This window comes from Pseudomonas sp. Z2-11 (genome assembly GCF_054161305.1).
Window position 1 is genome coordinate 4577981 of sequence record NZ_CP096395.1, and the last position, 22737, is coordinate 4600717.

A 22737-nucleotide genomic window follows, 5' to 3' on the forward strand; every position below is an offset into this window, starting at 1 on the left:
GAACCGGCGACTTCAAAGACGGCCTAATATGCGTGATCAATTGTCCCTGCGTCGAATCAGCATGAAGCACTTTTTCCCCAGCACTGCACTTGCCCTCTTCATTGGCCTTGGCGCTTCAGCGCTCTCGAACACTGCGTTCGCGGCCAACAGCTGGGACAAGCTTCAGCCCGATCGCGACGAGGTGATCGCCAGCCTCAACGTGGTTGAGTTGCTCAAGCGCCATCACTACAGCAAGCCGCCACTCGATGACGCGCGCTCGGTCATCATCTATGACAGCTACCTGAAGCTGCTTGATCCGTCGCGCAGTTATTTCATGGCCAGCGACATCGCCGAATTCGACAAGTGGAAGACCCAGTTCGACGACTTCCTCAAGAGCGGCGACCTCAACGCCGGGTTCATTATCTACAAGCGCTACCTGGACCGCGTCAAGGCGCGTCTGGACTACGCCCTTGCCGAGTTGAACAAGGGCGTCGACAAGATCGACTTCAATGCCAAGGAAACCTTGCTGGTCGACCGCAAGGACGCCGCATGGCTCAAGAGCACCGCCGAACTCGACGACCTGTGGCGCAAACGCGTCAAGGACGAAGTGTTGCGCATGAAGATCGCCGGCAAGGATCCCAAGCAGATCCAGGAAACCCTGACCAAGCGCTACAAGAATCAACTCGCGCGCCTGGACCAGACCCGCGCCGAGGACGTCTTCCAGGCCTATATCAATACCTTCGCGATGTCCTACGACCCGCACACCAATTATCTGTCGCCGGATAACGCGGAAAACTTCGACATCAACATGAGCCTGTCCCTGGAAGGCATCGGCGCGGTACTGCAGAGCGATAACGATCAGGTCAAGATCGTGCGCCTGGTGCCGGCGGGCCCTGCGGACAAGACCAAGCAGGTCGCCCCGGCGGACAAGATCATCGGCGTGGCCCAGGGCAACAAGGAAATGGTCGACGTGGTCGGCTGGCGCCTGGACGAAGTGGTCAAGCTGATCCGCGGCCCGAAAGGTTCGGTGGTCCGCCTGGAAGTCATCCCGGCCAGCAATGCGCCGAACGACCAGACCAGCAAAGTCGTGTCCATCACCCGTGAAGCAGTGAAGCTGGAAGAACAGGCCGCGAAAAAATCGGTCCTCCAGCTCAAGCAGGACGGCAAGGACTACAAGCTCGGCATCATCGAGATTCCGGCTTTCTATCTGGACTTCAAGGCTTTCCGCGCCGGGGATCCGAACTACAAGAGCACCACGCGCGACGTCAAGAAACTGCTCACCGAACTGCAGAAGGAAAAGGTCGACGGCGTGGTCATCGACTTGCGCAACAACGGCGGCGGCTCGTTGCAGGAAGCCACCGAACTGACCAGCCTGTTCATCGACAAAGGCCCGACCGTGCTCGTGCGTAACGCCGATGGTCGGGTCGATGTGCTCGAAGACGAAAACCCCGGCGCGTTCTACAAGGGACCAATGGCCCTGCTGGTCAATCGCCTTTCGGCCTCGGCCTCGGAGATTTTCGCCGGCGCCATGCAGGACTACCACCGCGCGCTGATCATCGGTGGCCAGACCTTCGGCAAAGGCACCGTGCAGACCATCCAGCCACTGAACCACGGCGAACTGAAACTGACCCTGGCGAAGTTCTATCGGGTTTCCGGGCAGAGCACCCAGCATCAGGGCGTGCTGCCTGACATCGATTACCCGTCGATCATCGACACCAAGGAAATCGGTGAGAGCGCCCTGCCCGAAGCCATGCCGTGGGACACCATCCGACCTGCAATCAAGCCGGCCGTGGACCCGTTCAAGCCGTATCTGGCCCAGTTGAAATCCGAGCATGACGCCCGCACCGCCCAAGACGCGGAGTTTGTGTTCATTCGCGACAAGCTGGCCCTGGCGCAGAAGTTGATGATGGAAAAAACCGTCACCCTCAACGAAGCCGAGCGCCGCGCGCAGCATGCCGACATCGAAGCCAAGCAACTGGCCATGGAAAACCTGCGTCGCAAGGCCAAGGGCGAGGAGCCGCTCAAAGAGCTGAAGAAGGAAGACGAAGACCTGATCACCGAGCCGGAAAAAACCAAGCCGGAAGACGACGCTTATCTGAGCGAAACCGGTCGGATCCTGCTCGATTATCTCAAGCTCAATACGGCGGTCGCCAAACATTGAGGTGATGGCCTTTTAATGGTGGTGCTCGTCGGAGTGTCATCAAACTGACATCAGTCTGTCGTGAAATACAGGACCGGGCGCACCCCAGCAGGGGTTGTGCCCAGTCCTTTTTTTATCGCCAGAGATCGCCATGACCACGACAGAACAGCTGAGTGCCTTGAGCTCAATCCTGAGTCAAAGCGGTTTGCACAGCCTGTTCCAGCCGATCATCTGTCTTTCCGAACGACGCATCCTCGGCTACGAGGCCCTGACCCGCGGCCCGTCGAACAGCCCGCTGCACTCCCCCATCGCGTTATTGTCCGTGGCGCGCCAGGCCGGACGCCTCAGCGAACTGGAGCTGGCCTGCCGACGCAGCGCCTGCCAGCGCTTCAATGAACAGAAGCTGCCGGGCAAATTGTTCCTCAACGTCTCGCCAGAATCGCTGCTCGAATCGGCCCACCAGACCGGCCGCACCCTGCAGCTGTTACAGGATTTCGGCATTCCGCCCAGCCAGGTGGTTATCGAACTGACCGAACAAACGCCTATCGATGACTTCCAATTGCTGCAAACCGCCCTGCATCACTATCGAGCCATGGGTTTTTCCATTGCCCTGGATGACCTCGGTGCCGGGTATTCAAGCTTGCGGCTGTGGTCCGAATTGCGACCTGACTACGTGAAGATCGACCGGCATTTCATCGATGGCATTCACCAAGACGCACTCAAGCGTGAATTCGTCGGTTCCATTCTCAAGATCGCCCAGGCTTCACGGGCACAGGTGATCGCCGAAGGGATCGAACTGCCGGAAGAGCTCGCCGTGTTGATCGAAATGGGCGTAGACCTGGTCCAGGGCTACTTGCTCGCCCGGCCCCAAGAGCATCCATCCCAGGACGCCAAGGCCTTGATGCCCCGCCAGGACAGTGGCGTGGTGCCGCTGGGCGATGAAGTCAACGACCTCACTGCGCTGCTCAACGAACAACCGGCAGTCGCCCACGACACACCGACGGCAGCGGTACTGGAAGCGTTCCGGCGCCAGGCCAACCTCAATTCCCTGGCGGTGCTGGACGATCGCGACCAACCGTGCGGGATCGTCCATCGTCATTCGCTCTCGGATGCCCTGCTCAAGCCTTTCGCCACCGACCTGTTCGCTCGCAAGCCCATCAGCCGCCTGATGAGCGATGATTTCCTCGCGGTTGAACTGAGCCAGTCACTGCAACAAGTCAGCCGCCTCATCACCAGCCGCGCCCGCCAGCGCATCGAAGAAGACTTCATCATCACCCTCAACGGCGGCTACCTGGGCCTGGGCCGGGTGATCGATGTGCTCAAGCTCATCACCGAACTGAAGATCCAACAGGCGCGCTACGCCAACCCGCTGACTTTGCTGCCAGGCAACGTGCCCATCCAGCAGTGCCTTACACGCCTGCTGCAGCAGCGCCAGGAGTCGGTGATCTGCTACGTAGACATCGACAGTTTCAAACCCTTCAACGACATCTACGGCTACGGTCGCGGTGACGAAGTCCTGCTGTGCCTGGCCCAATGCCTGAACGAACGCATTGACCCCAGCCGCGACTTCGTCGGCCACATCGGCGGCGACGACTTCCTGCTGGTCCTCGGCCCGGACGATTGGCGCAAGCGCCTGACCCAACTGCTGAGCGACTTCCAGAACCACTGCCGCCGCTTCTACCGGCCCGAGCATCTGGAAGCCGGATGTTTTACCGCGTTGAACCGACAGGGCATACGACAGGACTTCGCCTTGCTGTCGTTGTCGATCGGGGTGGTGCATCTGCGCGCCGAGGCCTGTGCAGAGCTGGATGCCAGCCAGTTGGCGGAAATGGCTTCGCAGGCCAAGCACCATGCCAAGGAGATCGTCGGGGGGAGTTTGTATTTGATTAACGGGCTGGTTGAGCAGGCGCCCGTCGCGGAGCTGGGTTTCTCAGCGTGAGCTTCAGGTGAAAACCCTGTGGGTGATAATCACGCTGTGAGTGGTGATCATCCCGTGGCGAGGGAGCTTGCTCCCGCTGGGCTGCTTAGCAGACCCTCTGGGCAGCGCCTCGGTGTGCCTGCTTGATCGAGCAGACTGGTTTGGGGCGGCTTCGCCGCCCAGCGGGAGCAAGCTCCCTCGCCACGAAAAAAACGGTTTCAGGGTTCCTTGCTCTCGAGCGCCTTGAGCTTGATCTCGGCCAGCGGATGCCCGGCCTTCAGGGCCAAGGCCCACCAACGCGCCGCTTCGTCCGGATCCGGCGCCTTGGTGGTAGAGCCTGCCAGGCTGATGACGCCGACCTGGTAGGCGGCCTTGCCGTCACCAGCCAGTGCCGCCAGGCGGAGCAAGCGAATGCCTTCTTCCCGTGCGCCGAGCCCTTGGCCGCGAAACGTCAGGATATGCCCGTAGAAGCTCTGGGCGCCGACGTCACCCAGGTTCGCCATGCGCGCAAACTGGCCTTCAAGCCAGGCCCAGCCACGGGGCTGCCGAACCATCCATGACCAATGGAACAATCGGCGCGCCAGCCAATAACCGGCCCGGGCCTTGATCCGCCAGAGCACTCAGGCCTCCGCCGACTCGGGGTACTCGTATTCGAACACCCGGACCACTTCCGACGCATGCCAGGATGCAGCGGCGACGCCGTCGGAGGGGCCGGAAAAGCGCCCGAGGCGTTCAACACATTCGAAAAAACCGGTGCGTGGCAGGCGACTGGCCCCCTGGCTGATGACCAACGAACTGCGCAATGGCTGTTCGGCCCGGGCGTCCAGCGCCGCCAGGTGTTCGAGTGCGGCGGTCAATGTCTGCATGGCCGGGCTGGGCAGCTGCAGGCGCTCCAGCAAGGCGCGGTACGTCAATAAATGGCGCTGGCGACGCGCCTGGTCCAACTCACCCAACAACCCGTCCCAATGTTGCCGACTGATGCGTACACTCACGATTCATCCCTCCAACCCGGCACCGTCAGTTCCCAGGCCAGACTGCGCTTGATCGCGGCATCGGGCTGACGCTCGCCGCTTTCGATCATGGCCAGATAAGACGGGCTGATGCCTACCGTGCGGGCCAGCGCCTCGATGGCGATGCCCTTCCCTTCGCGCAAACTGCGTAGTTGATCCAGGCCAGGGAGAACCTGGCCGGGTGCCGCCGCATGGCGGACCGTGGCTTCTTGCGGTGCTTGATTGATGCCGGCTGCCTTTAGCAGCGCCTGGTACTGATCCCACGGCAAAACCGCGTACTCGGGCTCTCCGTCGCGCGTGATTATTTGAATATCCATGATTACCCCGTAGGACAACAACACTTAGCAAGTAAGCTTTTTCTTGGAAGTGTAATCCTAATAGCGGCCAAGGTCGCGGGGCGATCAAATCTCGCAGGGAAACGGGCCAGATCAGCTTTTTTTCGGCCCTTGCAACTGGAGTTGTTCCGGGGTGTCGGGAAGCCTTTCAACTCGCGCAAGCTTCTCCGGCGACTGCTGTTCGCGCCAGGCACGGAAGGCCCCCAGCTCGTCATCGAGGGTTTTCATGATCCAGGCCAGCACCGCGATGTCGTCGAACATGCCTAGCATGGGCAGCAAGTCAGGGATCGCATCGAGCGGGCTGAGGAAATACATGAGGCCCGCCACCACCGAGAGCATCGATTTGGCACTGACGGCGCGGTATTCGCCCCGCCAGTAAGCCAGGCATAGAGCCTGCAGCAGACGCAGGTCCTCCTTTAGCTTGCCGAGGCGCCCGCCCTCCCGGGCGCCCTTGCTGGCAACGGCGAACAGCAGCGTGGGCAGTCTGCCGCGGGCCAGGAGCCGTCCCGCCAGGGGAAGAAATCGCGCGAAATTCCACGGGGCCTTCATTTTTTCTCCCACTGAAATGTTATCCACACAAATTGTGGATAACCTTGTGAACAGAGCTGCATTTCAACGCTGCGCCCCCCGTTTCATAAGGGCCGGGCTTAGATCGGGCGTTTTTTACTCACATAAATAAACGGCAACCACCTACCCGACGGGTCGACCGCATCCAGCACAGCGCTGTACTGCCTATGACTGTAGCTTGCCCTGCGCGTTCGGTTTTTTTGCCGCGTCGAATGCCAGATACAAAAACGCCCCGCATGAGCGAGGCGTTTTTATCAAGACAGGCGCAATTACTTGGCTGCGCCTTCTTTTGCCGGATCCTTGATTGCCAGCAGTTCCAGGTCGAACACCAGGACCGAGTTGGCAGGGATCGCCGGGCTCGGGCTCTGGGCGCCGTAAGCCAGGTCGCTCGGGATGTACAGCTTGTACTTCTCGCCGACGTGCATCAATTGCAGGCCTTCGACCCAACCCGGGATCACACCGCTGACCGGCAGGTCAATCGGGCTGCCACGCTCCACGGAGCTGTCGAACACAGTGCCGTTGGTCAGCTTGCCGGTGTAGTGAACGGTCACCACGTCGGTCGGCTTAGGCTGCGCGCCGCTGGCCTTCTTGACCACTTCGTACTGCAGGCCGGAAGCGGTGGTGGTAACGCCGGCCTTCTTGCCGTTTTCCTCAAGGAATTTCTTGCCGGCGGCTGCCGACTCTTCACTCATCTTGGCCATGCGCTCTTCGGCACGTTTTTGCAGCGCGGCAAAGGCTTCGACCAGTTCTTCGTCTTTCAGCTTCTGTTCTTTCTTGCCGACGGCATCTTCGATGCCCTGGGCGACTGCTTTGGAGTCCAGGTCATCCATACCTTCCTGAGCCAGGCTTTTGCCCATGTTCAGGCCAATACCGTAGGAAGCTTTCTGCGCCGGGGTTTTCAGCTCTACGCTGGTCTGCGAGTCACAACCCGCGAGTACCAGGCCAACCAGGGCTACCGCCGCCGCCAACCGATGCTGTTTCATGCTATTTCCTTGTTCATGCGCCTAAAGGGCAATCGAGTAAAGCCGCGAGCTTATCAGGCGGCCACGACCAATGGCTACCGGCATGTGAGCCACAAAGCGATGATAAGTTCAGGTCGGCAAACGCTTTTTGATCCTCGGCAGATGAAGCATCTGTCATCTGTTTCAGACACGGCCAGATCGGCCGCTACTCGTAGCGCGGGGTAATGGCCACTTGCCGGCCAAGCGGCGCTGAGGCATAAGGGCATATTAAAAAAACAAGGACGTAAACCGTGCGCCTCCTCTCTCGCCTTTTATTGCTGATCCTCGCACTGGTCATCGTGGTCGTGGCCGTGGTGCTTTATTACGTGGCCAACCCGCGCCTGCCGGCCTACACGCCTGTCCAACAGGTGCACTACCTCGACCAATGGAGCGCCGCCGAGCGACAGACTTACTATTTCACGCCTCAGGGCACTCAGGTCAAAGGCCTGCGTTACGAGTGGTTCACCGCGCTTGAATTGCCGTTCTCGCAACAGCGCTTTGCTTCGCCGGAATACCTGGCGCGCTTCGGTTTTCTGGTCGATCCGGCGCAGAAAGCCACGCCACTGAACCCCGGCAACTTACCGGTGGGCTTCACCCGACACCAGAACGCCGGCAGTAACGAGCAATACCTCGACATTACCTGCGCCGCCTGCCACACCGGCGAATTGCATTTCAAGGGCCAGGCGATCCGGATCGATGGCGGCTCGGCCCAACACGTATTGCCATCGACTGTTCCGACATTGCGCGGCGGCAGTTTCGGACAGGCACTGGTGGCAAGTCTTGCCTCGACTTACTACAACCCATGGAAATTCGAACGCTTCGCCCGCCAGGTGCTGGGCAATGACTATGACGCTCGCCATGAAGAGTTGCGCAAGGCCTTCAAGGTTTCCCTGAATGCGTTCCTGCGCACCGCCTGGAACGACACCCACCGCGGCCTCTACCCCATCGAGGAAGGCCCGGGCCGTACCGACGCCTTTGGCCGTATCGCCAATGCCAGCTTCGGCGATGCCATTTCGGCAGAAAACTACCGGGTCGCCAACGCACCGGTGGATTACCCACAGCTGTGGGAAATGTGGACGTTCGACTGGGTACAGTGGAACGGTTCGGCGCAGCAGCCGATGGCCCGCAACGTCGGCGAGGCGCTGGGGGTTGGCGCCACGTTGAGTTTCTTCGATGCCCAGGGCAAGCCGCTGCAAGGCGATGCGCGCTACCCTTCCAGCGTGCGGGTGCGCGACCTGAACAAGATCGAAGAGACCTTGCAACTGCTCAAGCCACCCGTATGGCCGGAAGCGTTGCTGGGTTCGATTGACAAGCCCCTGGCGGCAAAGGGCAAGGCGTTGTTCGAAGAAAACTGCGCCGGCTGCCATGTGCCCAAAGTCGTCCAGGGCCCTGACCGGCCGGTGCAACAGTTGCATATGCTGCCAGTGAAGGTGATCGGCACGGACCCGGGCACCGCGAACAATATTGCCGATCACCGTTTCAACCTGACCAGCCTGCAATGGGACCCGGCCGAACTGGCGAAGCTGGAAGTGCAACTGCACCCTGCCCCGACAGAGCCGCTGGACCTCAGCCAGATCTCGGTCGCCAAGGGGCTGGCCTACGTCACCGCATTCGTCGAAAACCGCGCGTACCGGGATGCCGGCGTCACGCCGGTGGAACGTCCGGCACTCGACGGTTTCGGGCTGCCCATCGGCGTCCGTGAATTACGCGCCTACAAGGCCCGGCCATTGGCCGGCGTGTGGGCAACACCGCCGTTCCTGCACAACGGCTCGGTGCCGACGATCTATGAGTTGCTGTCGCCGCAGGCCGAGCGGGCGACCACCTTCTATAAGGGCAGCTTCGAATACGACCCGCGGCACCTGGGCTATCGCACCGAAGCGTTTGCCAATGCCTTCCTGTTCGACACCCGCATCACTGGCAACCATAACAGCGGCCATGAATTCCGCGCCGGCGAACGGGGCAATGGGGTCATTGGCCGTTTGCTGCAACCGCAGGAGCGCTGGGCGTTGCTGGAGTACTTGAAGGTGCTGGGCGGACCGCTGGAGTCGCAACTGTGATGATGAATCTTTCAGGTAAAAGGATCGCACCATGCTCATAAAGCTCTGGCTGCGCCTCGGCGCCTTTCTGGGCAAGACGCTCCTCTGGCTGCTGGGCATCGGCCTGCTCGGCTGGGCCCTGGCCACGGCCTGGTTCGCCTGGCAACACAGTGGGCCGGTCGCGGACAGGGAGCAGATACCGCCCGGTGAAAGCGCCATGACCCAGGACATCATCCAGACCGCCATCCGCATCGTCGACCAGCACCGCGACGGCACGCGCTACCTGCGCGATGCCCATGCCAAGGCCCATGGCTGCGTGATGGCCGAAGTCCAGGTGCCCGGCGATCTGCCGGCACCGTTGCGCCAGGGCGTATTCGCCGAACCGGGCAAGACCTGGCAGGCGACGATCCGCCTGTCCAACGGCAACGCTTATCCACAGTTCGACAGCCTGCGCGATGCACGTGGCATGGCCATCAAGCTGCTGGATGTGCCTGGCAAGCAATTGCTCGCTGACCGGCAATCGCAGGGCGAGCAGGACTTCGTGATGTTCAATCATCCGAACTTCTTTGTCAGCGATGTCGCCGAATACCGTCAGAACGTGGCGGCCCAGGCTGACGGAAAAAAGGCGATGGCTTTCTTTCCGAGCCTGGACCCACGCAGTTGGCAGATCCGTCATCTGTTCATCGCCCTGGCGACACTCTCCCCGCCTCCGGCGAGCCCGACCCAGACCACTTATTTCTCGGTATCGCCGTACAAGTTCGGCGCGGCCAATGCCAAGTTTCGCGTCGCGCCGGATCCGGACAACTGCCCAGCCTACACCCTGCCCAAGCAGAACCAGGACCTGCCAAATTTCTTGCGCAGCGCACTGACTCAGCAGTTATCCACAGACCGCGTGCCAGCCTGTTTTGTGCTACAGATCCAGCGTCAGGACCCGGGCAAATACATGCCGATCGAAGACACCAGTATCGAGTGGCAGGAAAGCGATGCGCCATTCGAGACGGTGGCGCGAATCAAGGTGCCGGCCCAGGATTTCGATACACCCAAGCTGAACCTGGCTTGCGACAACCTGTCGTTCAACCCGTGGTTTGGGCTCGAGGCGCATCGGCCTATTGGCGGTATCAACCGTTTGCGTAAAGCGGTGTATGAGGCGGTCAGCGATTATCGGCATAGTCGGAATGCTGAGCAGTAGGCTGTGGTGTGGTGTGTATATCCGTTTCTGCGGTGATACTCGCGAAGCGGCGTCATGGCTGATTAAGATGTCGCACGTGCCGGCCTCTTCGCGGGCAGGCCCGCTCCCACAATTAATGCTGTTCACTTAAGAAAAAACGACGGACCTGTGGCGAGGGAGCTTGCTCCCGCTCGGCTGCGAAGCAGTCGTATTTCGGCGGGTACGGTGTGTTTGATGCTGCGTATTCGGCAGGTTTTGGGGCCGCTACGCAGCCCAGCGGGAGCAAGCTCCCTCGCCACGGGAATGTCGATACCTTAAGTGAACTGCATTACGCTCCCAAAATGGGCTCTGCGTTCGACCCTGGATTTGCCTGAACAATATCGAAAGCAAAAAAAACGGCGCCTTCCCTCTCTTAAAGGAAAAGCGCCGCTTCTGGCGGGTACCTGGCGTTCAGCGTTCCAGATACCAAATATGGCGCAGCGGACGGGACTCGAACCCGCGACCCCCGGCGTGACAGGCCGGTATTCTAACCGACTGAACTACCGCTGCGCGTAACATTGAAAGTTTGGTGGGTGATGACGGGATCGAACCGCCGACATTCTGCTTGTAAGGCAGACGCTCTCCCGGCTGAGCTAATCACCCTGAACTTTCGATGCGGGGCGCATTCTCTCACAGTTTTTTATAACGTGCTGATTTAATTGATAAATCCAGCAAAAAAATGTGATTCACGCGCACCACAGAAACTCCAGACAGCAAAAAGCCCGCATTAGCGGGCTTTCTGTGGTGACCTGGCGTTCAGTGTTCCAGGTTACCGAATATGGCGCAGCGGACGGGACTCGAACCCGCGACCCCCGGCGTGACAGGCCGGTATTCTAACCGACTGAACTACCGCTGCGCATAACACTTGAAGCGAATGGTGGGTGATGACGGGATCGAACCGCCGACATTCTGCTTGTAAGGCAGACGCTCTCCCGGCTGAGCTAATCACCCTTCGCTTTCGGTGTGGCGCGCATTCTACGGAGCACTTCCTAAGGTGGCAAGCACTTTTTAATTTAATTTTTTCAGGCCTTCCAAAGGCTTAGCGAAGGGTTGGCCTATGGCGCCGCGAAGAGAATAATGCCCCCCTTTGTATAAAGGAGAGACTCACCCCATGTGGTTCAAGAACCTGCTTATCTATCGCCTGACCCAAGATCTGCCTGTTGATGCCGAGGCGTTGGAAACTGCACTGGCGAGCAAACTGGCACGCCCCTGTGCAAGCCAGGAGTTGACCACTTACGGTTTCGTCGCGCCATTTGGCAAAGGCGAAGACGCCCCCCTGGTGCATGTCAGCCAGGACTTTTTGCTGATTGCCGCACGCAAGGAAGAACGCATCCTGCCGGGCAGCGTCGTCCGTGACGCGGTCAAGGAAAAGGTCGAAGAGATCGAAGCCGAGCAGATGCGCAAGGTCTATAAGAAGGAACGGGACCAGATCAAGGATGAAATCATCCAGGCCTTCCTGCCTCGCGCCTTCATCCGCCGTTCGTCCACGTTCGCCGCGATCGCGCCGAAACAGGGCCTGATCCTGGTCAATTCGGCCAGCCCGAAACGCGCCGAAGACCTGCTTTCGACCCTGCGCGAAGTCATCGGCACGCTACCGGTGCGCCCGCTGACAGTGAAGACAGCTCCGACCGCGATCATGACCGACTGGGTCAAGACCCAGAAAGCCGCAGACGATTTCTTCGTGCTGGACGAATGCGAACTGCGCGATACCCATGAAGATGGCGGCATCGTCCGTTGCAAGCGCCAGGACCTGACCAGCGACGAAATCCAGCTGCACCTGAACACCGGCAAGGTGGTGACGCAACTGTCGCTGGCCTGGCAAGACAAGCTGTCCTTCGTGCTCGACGACAAAATGGTGGTCAAGCGCCTGAAGTTCGAAGACCTGCTGCAAGACCAGGCGGAACAGGACGGCGGCGACGAAGCCCTCGGCCAACTGGACGCCAGCTTCACCCTGATGATGCTGACGTTCGGCGAGTTCCTGCCGGCGCTGGTTGAAGCGCTGGGTGGTGAAGAGATTCCGCAGGGGATCTAAAAGTAGCGGATAGCCCCTGTGGGAGCGAGCTTGCTCGCGAAAGCGGTATGACAGCCACAGCGATGTTGACTGACACCCCGCTTTCGCGAGCAGGCTCGCTCCCACACGGGTATTCGGTGTTTTTTATAACAAGGATCAGATCATGCGTGCACTGGCTGCATTGAGCCGCTTCGTCGGCAATACGTTCGCTTACTGGGTGTTGCTGTTCGCCGTCGTGGCGTTCTTTCTGCCGACCTGGTTCATCGGTCTCAAAAGCGCCATTGTGCCGCTGCTGGGCCTGGTGATGTTCGGCATGGGCCTGGCACTGAAGCTGGAAGACTTTGCCGAAGTGGCTCGTCGCCCTGGACGGGTGGCCCTGGGGGTGATTGCCCAGTTCGTGATCATGCCGGGGACAGCATGGCTGCTTTGCCAGGTATTCAGCCTGCCGCCCGAAATCGCCGTCGGCGTGATTCTGGTGGGTTGCTGCCCGAGCGGCACGTCGTCCAACGTGATGACCTGGCTCGCCCGCGGCGACCTGGCCTTGGCCGTAGCGATATCCGCCATCACAACCCTGCTTGCCCCGCTGCTGACCCCGACGCTGATATGGCTGCTGGCCTCGGCCTGGCTGCCGGTGTCGTTCTCGGCATTGTTCTGGTCGATACTGCAAATTGTGTTGCTGCCCATCGCACTGGGTATTGTTGCCCAACGTTTGTTGGGTGCGCGGGTCCGTCATGCCGTAGAGGTGCTGCCGCTGGTATCGGTGGTCAGTATCGTGATCATCGTTGCGGCCGTGGTGGCAGCCAGCCAAGCGAAGATCGCTGAGTCCGGCCTGCTGATCATGGCGATCGTGATCCTGCATAACAGCTTCGGCTACCTGTTGGGGTATTTCACCGGTCGCCTTTTCGGGTTGCCGTTGGCCCAACGCAAGACGTTGTCGCTGGAAGTCGGCATGCAGAACTCCGGCCTCGGTGCGGCATTGGCCAGCGCACACTTTTCGCCGCTGGCGGCAGTGCCCAGCGCGCTGTTCAGCGTCTGGCACAACATTTCCGGCGCCCTGCTCTCGACCTGGTTCCGGCGCATGAGTGAAAAACAGGACCGCGAAGAGCTCGCCCGACAAACCGCGGACTGACCGAAGGACTTGACCGAATAGTCAGCATTGGGCACTCTTGCGCCCAATGCGGGGACGACCCCGCAATGCCATGAAGTTTTTATCCGGGGACGACCCCATCCATCGATGAGGTGTGTGATGTCCTGGATCATTCTGTTTTTCGCCGGCCTGTTCGAAGTCGGCTGGGCTGTCGGCCTGAAGTACACCGACGGCTTCAGCCGCCCGCTCCCTACCGCACTGACAATCGCCGCCATGGCGATCAGCCTCGGCCTGCTCGGCCTGGCGATGAAGGAGTTGCCGCTGGGCACTGCCTATGCCATCTGGACCGGGGTCGGTGCCGTCGGCACGGTGATCGCCGGGATCATCCTGTTTGGCGAGTCGATGGCGCTGATTCGGCTGGCCAGCGTTGCGCTGATCATAGCCGGGCTGGTCGGGCTCAAGGCCAGCGCTTAAGCCACTACACCTTCGCGAGCAGGCTCGCTCCCACATTCGACCGCATTCACTCGGTCAAGGGTGGGAGCGAGCCTGCTCGCGAAGAGGCCCACAAGATCACCTGTTATCTGACCGCCCCGCGCAACTCTCCGACCAACGCCTGCAACTTCGCCGGCTCCGCCGCCTCGACCGCCACCGCCGTCCCCGCCACCAGCGTCACCCGCGACCAGAACCGCCGAAACAGCCCCTTGCTCGGATCACGGCTGAAAAAGCTTCCCCACAAGCCCTGCAATGCCAAGGGAATCACCGGCACCGGGGTTTCCTGCAGGATGCGCGTCAGCCCGCTCTTGAACTCGTTGATCTCACCGTCGGCGGTCAACTTTCCTTCAGGGAAGATGCACACCAGCTCACCGTCCTTCAGGTATTGGGCGATGCGGCTGAAGGCTTTTTCATAGATGTGGATATCCTCCTGGCGCCCGGCAATCGGAATGGTCCCGGCGGTGCGGAAGATGAAGTTCAGGATCGGCAGGTTGTAAATCTTGTAGTACATCACAAAACGAATCGGCCGACGCACCGCGCCGCCAATCAGCAAGGCATCGACAAACGATACGTGATTGCACACCAGCAACGCTGCGCCCTCATCCGGGATCGTTTCCAGATTGCGATGCTCCACGCGGTACATGGAATGGCTGAGCAGCCAGATCATGAAACGCATGCTGAACTCGGGGACGATCTTGAAGATGTAGGCGTTGACGCCGATGTTCAGCAGCGACACCACCAGGAACAGCTGCGGGATCGACAGCTTGGCCAGGCTCAGCAGGACGATGGAAACGATCGCCGAGACCACCATGAACAAGGCGTTGAGGATGTTGTTGGCGGCGATCACTCGCGCCCGCTCGTTTTCAACGGTGCGCGACTGGATCAATGCATACAGCGGCACGATGTAGAAACCGCCAAAGATACCCAGCCCGAGGATATCGATCAGCACTAGCCAGGCGTGGCCGAAACCCAGAATTTGCAGCCAGCCATGGCCGTCGACGCTGGCGGGGATTCCACCGGAATGCCACCACAACAGCAAGCCGAACACCGTCAGCCCGAACGAACCGAACGGCACCAGGCCGATCTCCACTTTGCGCCCCGAGAGCCTTTCGCAGAGCATCGAGCCCAGGGCGATCCCCACCGAAAACACCGTCAGGATCAGCGTCACGACGGTTTCGTCGCCGCGCATCCACTCCTTGGCATAGGCCGGGATCTGGGTGAGATAGATCGCGCCGACAAACCAGAACCAGGAATTACCGACAATCGAGCGGGATACCGCCGGGGTCTGCCCGAGGCCCAGCTTCAGGGTCGCCCAGGACTGGCTGAAGATGTTCCAGTTCAAACGCATCTGCGGCGAAGCGGCCGCCGCCCGCGGAATGCCGCGGCTGGCCAGGTAACCGGCCACGGCAATGCCGACAATCGCCACCGAGACCACGGGCGCGTAATTGGCCGAGGACATCATCATCCCGGCGCCGATGGTGCCGGCGAGGATCGCCAGGAACGTCCCCATCTCCACCAGGCCGTTGCCGCCGACCAGCTCATCCTCGCGCAGGGCTTGCGGCAGGATCGAATATTTCACCGGCCCGAACAGCGCCGAGTGCGTGCCCATGGCGAACAGCGCCACCAGCATCAGCCACAGATGATCGAACAGGAAACCCACCGCGCCGACCGCCATGATCGCGATTTCGCCAAGCTTGATCAGGCGAATCAACGCATCCTTGGCGAATTTTTCGCCGAACTGTCCCGCCAGCGCCGAGAACAGGAAGAACGGCAGGATGAACAGCAGCGCGCACAGATTGACCCAGATCGAGCGATCACCCTCGATGGTCAATTTATAGAGGATGGCGAGGATCAGCGACTGCTTGAAGATATTGTCGTTGAACGCGCCGAGGGACTGCGTGATGAAGAACGGCAGGAAACGCCGCGTGCGAAGCAAGGTGAACTGCGAGGGGTGACTCATCTTCCATGTTCCTGAGTGGCTTGGACGCTTATTGGAATGACGCTTTTTCGATCCAGGCCACACATTACCTGTCTTTGACGATTATTTCCCCAGCCCCGCAATACAAGGCGACACGAACAACTCACCGTGCCAGGCGCCCAGCACCGTGCGCCGGGCGACGATCAGCCACATCACCGCCAGCATCACCACCAGTGCGCAACCCAGCAGGTTGAAAAATACCAGCCCCAGCACGCTCGCCAGTTTCAGCGTGGTCAGTGCGTACACACCCAAGGGAAAGGTGAAACCCCACCAGCCGAGATTGAACGGGATGCCTTCGCGCAGATAGCGCCCGGTGATCAACAGCGCCATCAACATCCACCACAAACCCAAGCCCCACAGGGTGATGCCGGCCACCAGCCCCAGCCCCGAGGCAACCTCGCCCACGCCCGGCAAGCCATTGGCGGCGAAAATCATCGGGGCCTCGCCACCCAGCAGCAACATGCCCAAGGCGCCCGTGCCGATGGGGCCGAGGGCCAGCCAGCTCGAGGCGGCCATGTTTTCATGCGGCAGTTTGTGCAGGGCCATGCGCAGCAGCAGGATGGTCAGAATGCTGAACGCCACCGGTAGCGAAAATGCCCACAGCACGTAGCTGGTGACCAACATGACCATTTGCGCATGGGCGTCGCCAAGGTGTGGCGCCAGTAGCCCGCCACTGGCAGCGGCAACCTCGGCGGCCACTACGGGCAACAGCCACACGGCGGTCATCTGGTCGATGCGGTGCTCCTGGCGGGTGAACATCAGGAACGGAATCAGCACGCCGCAGGCCAGCGACATCACCACGTCGATCCACCACAACACTTCTGCCACCGCCACCACGCCTTCCCCCCAGCGCGGCAACCCAAACACCAGAAAGCCGTTGATGATCGTCGCCAGGCCCATGGGAATGGTGCCGAAAAACATCGAGACCGTTGAATGGCCGAAAACTCGCCGGGCCTCGTTGAAAAAAAGCATCCAGCGAGCGCCGTACAGCCCGGTGAACAGTGCAAACAGGAAAATGTTGAACAACCACAGCCCTTCAGCAAATGCGTGCAATCCGGCATTGCCGCCTGGCACTTGCGCCAGGGCCAACGCCAGCACACCAGTCCCCATGGTGGCGGCGAACCAGTTCGGGGTGAATTGTCGGACGACCTCCAAGGGTCCGGCCAAGTGGCTCAGCGGGCGTAAACGGTTTTTCGCAGCGCAGCAAGTCATGGTCAATCCTCGTTATCGGATGAGGTAAAGCCATGCTAGAACCGAAAAGAATATCTATATAACGGGTAATTTCTCTATATCTATTCTGTTTTACAGATAAGCGCTCACGACTCCACCCTCTCCGCCAGCGGTTTTGCAGGCTGGCGCAGCAAGCCCGCCAGCGCACCGACTGCCATCACAATCAGCACGACGCCGTAGCCATCGGTGGTCGGAATCAGCCCGAAAATACGCGTGAGGTTTCCTGCCAACAACGAAGGCAGGCTGAAGGCCAGGTAACTGAGCACGTAGAACGCCGACATCAGGCCGGCCCGTTCGTGGGGCAAGGCCAGCGGCATGATGCTGCGCAGGGCGCCGAGGAATCCCGCGCCAAAACCGCTGCCAGTGATCAAGGTGCCAATGAAAAACCACGGCAGGCTGGCCGTGTGTACGGCCGTCAATACCAGGCCCAGGCCGAGCACCAATAGGCTGGCGCCAAGCCGCAGCATCGTTCTTGCTGCCCGGTTACGCAGCGTGTAGATCGACAAGGCACCACTGAGAGTGAGCACAGCCACCAGCGCGCCGCCAATCAGGTTCGATGTCGAACCGGTCGCGGCCCGCACCAGTGACGGCGCGAGGGACAAATAGAATCCCCCGACCGCCCAAGCCGCCAGGTCCAGAGGCAATATCAGCCACAAGGCGCGCCGGGCCTGGACAGGTACATGCAAAGTCGGGCGCAACGATCGCCACGCCCCGGGCTGCGGGCTGACGCTTTCCGCCAGGCGCCACAGGTAAATCGCCTGGAGGAGAAACAATGCCAGCAGCAGCCAATACGTCAATTGCAGCGGCATCGGCGCGAACTCAGCCAGCAGGCCGCAGCCCATCGCGCCACACGCCATGCCGAGCAATGGCGCCACGCTGGTGATCAGCGGCCCCTGCTGACGATCGAAGTCCAGCAACGCCGCCCCCAATACACTGGTGGCCATTCCGGTGGCAAAACCCTGAATCAAACGCGCACCGATCAACCAGGCGACGCTGTCGGCGTTGATAAACAGCAGCATCGCCAGCATGTTAAGCAGCAATGCCGCAAAGATCACTGGCTTGCGACCGAGGTAATCGGACAGCGAACCGACGACCAGCAAAGCCGCCAGCAGACTGAACGCGTACACGCCGAAGATCAGTGTCAGGATCGCCGGGGAAAACTGCATATGTTCCTGGTAGAGATGATACAACGGCGTCGGCGCGCTGGACGCCGCCAGGAAGCCGAGCAAGGTGAGCGCCAGAAATATCAGGCTGGCGCGGGTCGAAGCTGGACGAGACATGGGCACGCTCCACAAGGCATTCACAAAAGCTAATTTTTTGCTTTTGCGGAGTGTGCTACTGGCATGCGCTTAAAGCAAATTCTTTGTGTTAAGGTCCGATTCATGGCTATTAAAGAAGGTTTACGCCCTGGCGGCAGAAGCGCCCGGGTACAGGAGTCGATTCATTCGGCCGTTCGCGCGTTATTGCAGGAGCAGGATCGCGCCAGCCTGACCGTGCCGCAAATCGCCGCGCGTGCCGGGGTGACGCCATCCACCATTTATCGCCGTTGGGGCGACTTGCAAGCGTTGCTGGCGGATGTCGCCATCGCACGCATGCGCCCGGACGGCGAGCCGGCCAATACCGGCAGCCTGCGCGGCGACTTGCGTGCCTGGGCCGAGCAGTATCTGGACGAAATGAGTTCCGAGCCCGGCCGCAACATGATGCGCGATATCCAGGCCTGCGCCACGCCGGGCTATTGCGTGGGCATCATCAGCGGTCAGTTACAGATCATCCTGGACCGCTATCCCGATGAGCCGAATCCGGGCATCGAGCGGTTGGTGAATGTGATCGTGGCGCCGACGGTGTTTCGTATCCTGTTTGCCACTGCGCCGCTGGAGGTCGAGGAGTTGTATCGGTTGGTTGACATAGCGTTGGGTCAGTAGGGCCGCTTTCGCGAGCAGGCTCGCTCCCACCCGGGATCTCCAGCGGGCATAAGATTTGTGTGCCCCGCAGATCCACTATGGGAGCGAGCCTGCTCGCGAAGAGGCCCGAAAGAACACCCGATAACCCGAGCCCCCCACCCCAACCGCGACACCCCGCCACGCCCCGACCTTGGTCGACACTGACGAACCCGAGCGGGCATGCGAGACTGTCGTGCCGGGCCCGAGCCCGGGGATATTTGTCCGGGAGTTTCCATGTCGCTGTCCAGCGGGCTGATTGCCGTTGTCGCCCTGGCCTATATGGCCATCATGTTTGCCATCGCCTTCTACGGCGACCGACGCAGCACGCCGTTGCCGCCGCGCGTGCGGGCCTGGGTCTACAGCCTGTCGCTGGCGGTCTATTGCACCAGTTGGACCTTCTTTGGCGCCGTGGGCCAGGCCGCCGAACAGCTCTGGTCGTTCCTGCCGATCTACCTCGGGCCGATCCTGCTGCTGGTGTTCGCGCCGTGGGTCCTGCAGAAAATGGTGATGATCAGCAAGCAGGAGAACATCACCTCCATCGCCGACTTCATCGCCGCCCGCTACGGCAAGTCGCAGTCCCTGGCGATTGTGGTCGCCCTGATCTGCCTGGTCGGCGTGCTGCCCTACATCGCCTTGCAGCTCAAGGGCATCGTGCTCGGGGTGAATCTGCTGATCGGCGCCGGCGCCGACGCCATGGGCACCCGGGCCCAGGACACCGCCCTGATCGTCTCGCTGATCCTGGCGCTGTTCACCATCGTCTTCGGTACCCGCAACCTGGACGCCACCGAGCACCATCGCGGCATGGTCCTGGCGATTGCCTTCGAGTCGCTGGTCAAGCTGTTCGCCTTCCTGGCCGTCGGCGCGTTTGTCACGTTTGGCCTCTATGACGGTTTTGATGACCTGTTCAACCAGGCGATGCTGGCGCCCCGCCTGGAGCAATACTGGAAGGAAACCATCAACTGGCCGTCCATGGTCGTGCAAACCGGCGTGGCGATGATGGCGATCATCTGCCTGCCCCGGCAATTCCATGTGACCGTGGTCGAGAACATCGACCCGCAGGACCTGCGCCTGGCCAAGTGGGTGTTCCCCGCGTACCTGGCGCTGGCCGCGCTGTTCGTGGTGCCGATCGCCCTGGCCGGGCAGATGATGCTGCCCAGTTCGGTGCTGCCGGATTCGTTCGTCATCAGCCTGCCGCTGGCCCAGGCCCACCCGGCCCTGGCGGTGCTGGCGTTCATCGGCGGCGCGTCGGCCGCCACCGGCATGGTGATCGTGGCGAGTGTCGCCCTGTCGACCATGGTCTCCAACGACATGCTGCTGCCCTGGCTGTTGCGCCGCAACAACGCCGAGCGGCCCTTCGAGGTGTTCCGCCAGTGGATGCTGTCGGTACGCCGGGTGAGCATCGTCGTGATCCTGCTGCTGGCTTACGTCAGTTACCGGCTGCTGGGGTCGACGGCGAGCCTGGCGACCATCGGCCAGATCGCTTTCGCCGCCGTGACTCAACTGGCGCCCGCCATGCTCGGCGCGCTGTACTGGAAGCAGGCGAACCGACGCGGCGTATTCGCCGGCCTCGCCACGGGAATTTTCCTCTGGTTTTATACGCTGGTGCTGCCGATCGCCGCCCACAGCCTGGGCTGGTCACTGAGCAGTTTTCCCGGCCTTGCCTGGCTGCACGGCAACCCGCTAGACCTGCCGATTACTCCGCTGACGCAAGGGGTGGTCTTGTCCCTGGCCGGCAATTTCATCCTGTTCGCCTGGGTCTCGGTGTTGTCCCGCACCCGCGTGTCGGAGCACTGGCAGGCCGGGCGCTTCATCGGCCAGGAAATCAGCGCCCGCCCCAACCCTCGTTCGATGCTCGCGGTACAGATCGACGATCTGCTGCAACTGGCCGCCCGGTTCGTCGGCGAAGAGCGCGCGCGGCAGAGCTTCATCCGTTTCGCCTACCGCCAGGGCAAAGGTTTCAACCCGAGCCAGAACGCCGACAGCGAATGGATCGCCCACACCGAGCGCCTGCTGGCCGGTGTGCTGGGCGCCTCTTCGACGCGGGCGGTGGTGAAGGCAGCAATTGAAGGGCGGGAGATGCAACTGGAGGACGTCGTGCGGATCGCCGACGAAGCATCCGAGGTGCTGCAGTTCAATCGCGCGCTGCTGCAAGGCGCCATCGAAAACATCACCCAGGGCATCAGCGTCGTCGACCAATCCCTCAGGCTGGTGGCCTGGAACCGTCGCTACCTGGAGCTGTTCAATTACCCCGACGGCCTTATCAGTGTGGGCCGGCCGATCGCCGACATCATCCGCTACAACGCCGAACGCGGCCTCTGCGGGCCCGGCGAGGCCGAGGTCCATGTCGCCCGCCGCCTGCACTGGATGCGCCAGGGCCGCGCGCACACCTCGGAACGGCTGTTCCCCAACGGCCGGGTGATCGAGCTGATCGGCAACCCGATGCCCGGCGGCGGCTTTGTCATGAGCTTCACTGACATCACCGCGTTCCGCGAAGCCGCCCAAGCCTTGACCGAGGCCAACGAAGGGCTGGAGCAACGGGTGGCCGAGCGCACCCGGGAACTGTCGCAGCTGAACCTGGCGCTGACCGAGGCCAAGAGCACCGCAGAAGCCGCCTATCAGTCCAAGACCCGCTTCCTTGCCGCCGTCAGCCATGACCTGATGCAACCCCTGAATGCCGCGCGGCTGTTTTCTGCCGCGCTGTCCCACCAGCATGACAGCCTGCCCGGCGAAGCCCGGCAACTGGTGCAGCACCTGGACAGCTCGCTGCGTTCGGCGGAGGACCTGATCACCGACCTGCTCGACATCTCCCGCCTGGAGAACGGCAAGATCAACCCCGATCGCAAGCCCTTCGTGCTCAACGACCTGTTCGATACCCTGGGCGCCGAATTCACCGTGCTGGCCCAGGAGCAAGGGCTCAAGTTCCGCGTTCGTGGCTCGCGGCTGCGGGTCGACAGCGACATCAAGCTACTCCGGCGGATCTTGCAGAACTTCCTCACCAATGCCTTCCGCTACGCCAAAGGTCCCGTGCTGTTGGGCGTGCGCCGCCGCCAGGGCGAGCTGTGCCTGGAAGTCTGGGATCGTGGCCCGGGTATTGCCGAAGACAAACAGCAGGTCATTTTCGAAGAGTTCAAACGCCTCGACAGCCATCAGACCCGCGCCGAAAAAGGCCTCGGCCTGGGCCTGGCGATCGCCGATGGCCTGTGCCGCGTGCTTGACCACAGGTTGCGCGTGCGTTCCTGGCTGGGGCGCGGCAGCGTGTTCAGTGTCAGCGTGCCGTTGGCCAGCACCCAGGCCGCTGCTCCCAGTGCCGCGCCCGAACCCAACGGGCAATTGCCGAGCGGCGCCCAGGTGCTGTGTGTGGATAACGAAGACAGTATCCTGATCGGCATGAGCAGTTTGCTGACGCGCTGGGGGTGCCAGGTCTGGACCGCGCGCAACCGCGAAGAGTGCGAGCGCTGGCTCGCCCAGGGCGGGCGTCCGCAACTGGCCCTGGTGGATTTTCATCTGGACTACGGCGAGACGGGCACCGAGCTGATGGCCTGGCTGCGCACGCGCCTGGGCGAGCCGGTGCCGGGGGTGGTGATCAGTGCCGACGGCCGGCCGGAGACGGTGGCGCAAGTGCATGCGGCGGGGCTGGATTACCTGGCCAAACCGGTGAAGCCGGCGGCGTTGCGGGCGTTGTTGAGTCGGCATTTGCCGTTGTAATTCAGGAAGGGCAAACCCTCCGTGGCGAGGGAGCTTGCTCCCGCTTGAGTGCGCAGCACTCATAAAAGAGGGGCCGCTGCGCAGCCCAGCGGGAGCAAGCT

At 61.3% G+C, this 22737-nt stretch carries 17 protein-coding genes and 4 tRNA genes; 9 read left to right on the forward strand and 12 right to left on the reverse strand.

The genetic code is table 11. The features are described 5' to 3' along the window. Positions 1-61 precede the first annotated feature (61 nt). Both M1E16_RS20230 and M1E16_RS20235 read left to right on the forward strand, forming a co-directional pair. Positions 62-2140, forward strand: a complete 2079-nt coding sequence (locus M1E16_RS20230; RefSeq protein WP_458130352.1) for a carboxy terminal-processing peptidase — start codon at positions 62-64, stop codon at positions 2138-2140. Positions 2141-2270: 130 nt separating this feature from the next. Further along, positions 2271-4058, forward strand: coding sequence for a bifunctional diguanylate cyclase/phosphodiesterase (locus M1E16_RS20235; RefSeq protein ID WP_434629110.1), 1788 nt, complete (start codon positions 2271-2273; stop codon positions 4056-4058). Between the two features lie 197 nt (positions 4059-4255). Here the strand turns inward: M1E16_RS20235 and M1E16_RS20240 are convergent, their stop codons facing one another. From M1E16_RS20240 to M1E16_RS20260, 5 genes are all read right to left on the reverse strand, one after another. Continuing rightward, a complete protein-coding gene (locus tag M1E16_RS20240) occupies positions 4256-4657 on the reverse strand; it encodes a sel1 repeat family protein (RefSeq protein ID WP_458128220.1) in 402 nt (133 codons plus the stop codon). Beyond that, positions 4658-5029: a hypothetical protein gene (locus tag M1E16_RS20245; RefSeq protein WP_003179080.1), complete on the reverse strand. Its 372-nt coding sequence runs from the start codon at positions 5027-5029 to the stop codon at positions 4658-4660. Next, the gene (locus tag M1E16_RS20250) at positions 5026-5364 is read right to left on the reverse strand and encodes a helix-turn-helix domain-containing protein (RefSeq protein WP_305499486.1); all 339 of its coding nucleotides are present in this window, start codon (positions 5362-5364) and stop codon (positions 5026-5028) included. Before M1E16_RS20250 ends, M1E16_RS20245 begins: the two co-directional genes overlap by 4 nt. Positions 5365-5475: 111 nt before the next feature. Further along, positions 5476-5931 (reverse strand): YkvA family protein, encoded by a 456-nt coding sequence (locus M1E16_RS20255; protein ID WP_434572484.1) that lies wholly within the window; start codon positions 5929-5931, stop codon positions 5476-5478. A gap of 287 nt (positions 5932-6218) precedes the next feature. Beyond that, positions 6219-6932, reverse strand: a complete 714-nt coding sequence (locus M1E16_RS20260) for an FKBP-type peptidyl-prolyl cis-trans isomerase (RefSeq protein WP_305499483.1) — start codon at positions 6930-6932, stop codon at positions 6219-6221. Positions 6933-7201: 269 nt separating this feature from the next. Between M1E16_RS20260 and M1E16_RS20265 the strand changes: the two genes are divergently transcribed. Together M1E16_RS20265 and M1E16_RS20270 are read left to right on the forward strand one after the other, a co-directional pair. After that, positions 7202-9007 (forward strand): di-heme-cytochrome C peroxidase, encoded by a 1806-nt coding sequence (locus M1E16_RS20265; RefSeq protein WP_458128221.1) that lies wholly within the window; start codon positions 7202-7204, stop codon positions 9005-9007. A gap of 31 nt (positions 9008-9038) precedes the next feature. Next, positions 9039-10175, forward strand: coding sequence for a catalase family protein (locus M1E16_RS20270; protein ID WP_434697099.1), 1137 nt, complete (start codon positions 9039-9041; stop codon positions 10173-10175). 451 nt (positions 10176-10626) lie between these two features. On the opposite strand, the gene M1E16_RS20275 is transcribed toward M1E16_RS20270, so the two are convergent. The 4 genes from M1E16_RS20275 to M1E16_RS20290 all read right to left on the reverse strand — a co-directional run bounded on the left by M1E16_RS20275 (position 10627) and on the right by M1E16_RS20290 (position 11144). Beyond that, positions 10627-10703, reverse strand: a tRNA-Asp gene (locus M1E16_RS20275). Between the two features lie 17 nt (positions 10704-10720). Beyond that, a tRNA-Val gene (locus M1E16_RS20280) sits at positions 10721-10796 on the reverse strand. 176 nt (positions 10797-10972) lie between these two features. Beyond that, positions 10973-11049, reverse strand: a tRNA-Asp gene (locus M1E16_RS20285). 19 nt (positions 11050-11068) lie between these two features. Next, positions 11069-11144 (reverse strand) — tRNA-Val (locus M1E16_RS20290). A 160-nt stretch (positions 11145-11304) separates the two neighbouring features. Between M1E16_RS20290 and rdgC the strand changes: the two genes are divergently transcribed. The 3 genes from rdgC (at position 11305) to sugE (ending at position 13765) form a co-directional block, all read left to right on the forward strand. Next, positions 11305-12225, forward strand: coding sequence for a recombination-associated protein RdgC (gene rdgC / locus M1E16_RS20295; RefSeq protein ID WP_305499478.1), 921 nt, complete (start codon positions 11305-11307; stop codon positions 12223-12225). A gap of 142 nt (positions 12226-12367) precedes the next feature. Next, positions 12368-13333, forward strand: coding sequence for a bile acid:sodium symporter family protein (locus M1E16_RS20300; protein ID WP_434601534.1), 966 nt, complete (start codon positions 12368-12370; stop codon positions 13331-13333). 117 nt (positions 13334-13450) lie between these two features. Beyond that, complete coding sequence (gene sugE / locus M1E16_RS20305) at positions 13451-13765, forward strand: quaternary ammonium compound efflux SMR transporter SugE (RefSeq protein ID WP_458128222.1); 315 nt, start codon at positions 13451-13453, stop codon at positions 13763-13765. 103 nt (positions 13766-13868) lie between these two features. Here the strand turns inward: sugE and M1E16_RS20310 are convergent, their stop codons facing one another. The 3 genes from M1E16_RS20310 to M1E16_RS20320 form a co-directional block, all read right to left on the reverse strand. Next, positions 13869-15743 (reverse strand): MFS transporter, encoded by a 1875-nt coding sequence (locus tag M1E16_RS20310; protein ID WP_458128223.1) that lies wholly within the window; start codon positions 15741-15743, stop codon positions 13869-13871. Between the two features lie 81 nt (positions 15744-15824). Further along, complete coding sequence (locus M1E16_RS20315) at positions 15825-16973, reverse strand: TDT family transporter (protein ID WP_458128224.1); 1149 nt, start codon at positions 16971-16973, stop codon at positions 15825-15827. A gap of 104 nt (positions 16974-17077) precedes the next feature. Beyond that, a complete protein-coding gene (locus M1E16_RS20320; protein WP_458128225.1) occupies positions 17078-18271 on the reverse strand; it encodes an MFS transporter in 1194 nt (397 codons plus the stop codon). A gap of 102 nt (positions 18272-18373) precedes the next feature. Here M1E16_RS20320 and M1E16_RS20325 point away from each other — a divergent pair, with 102 nt between their 5' ends. Then, positions 18374-18913, forward strand: coding sequence for a TetR/AcrR family transcriptional regulator (locus M1E16_RS20325; protein ID WP_305499468.1), 540 nt, complete (start codon positions 18374-18376; stop codon positions 18911-18913). A gap of 252 nt (positions 18914-19165) precedes the next feature. Next, the gene (locus M1E16_RS20330; RefSeq protein ID WP_458128226.1) at positions 19166-22636 is read left to right on the forward strand and encodes a hybrid sensor histidine kinase/response regulator; all 3471 of its coding nucleotides are present in this window, start codon (positions 19166-19168) and stop codon (positions 22634-22636) included. Positions 22637-22737: the final 101 nt, after the last annotated feature.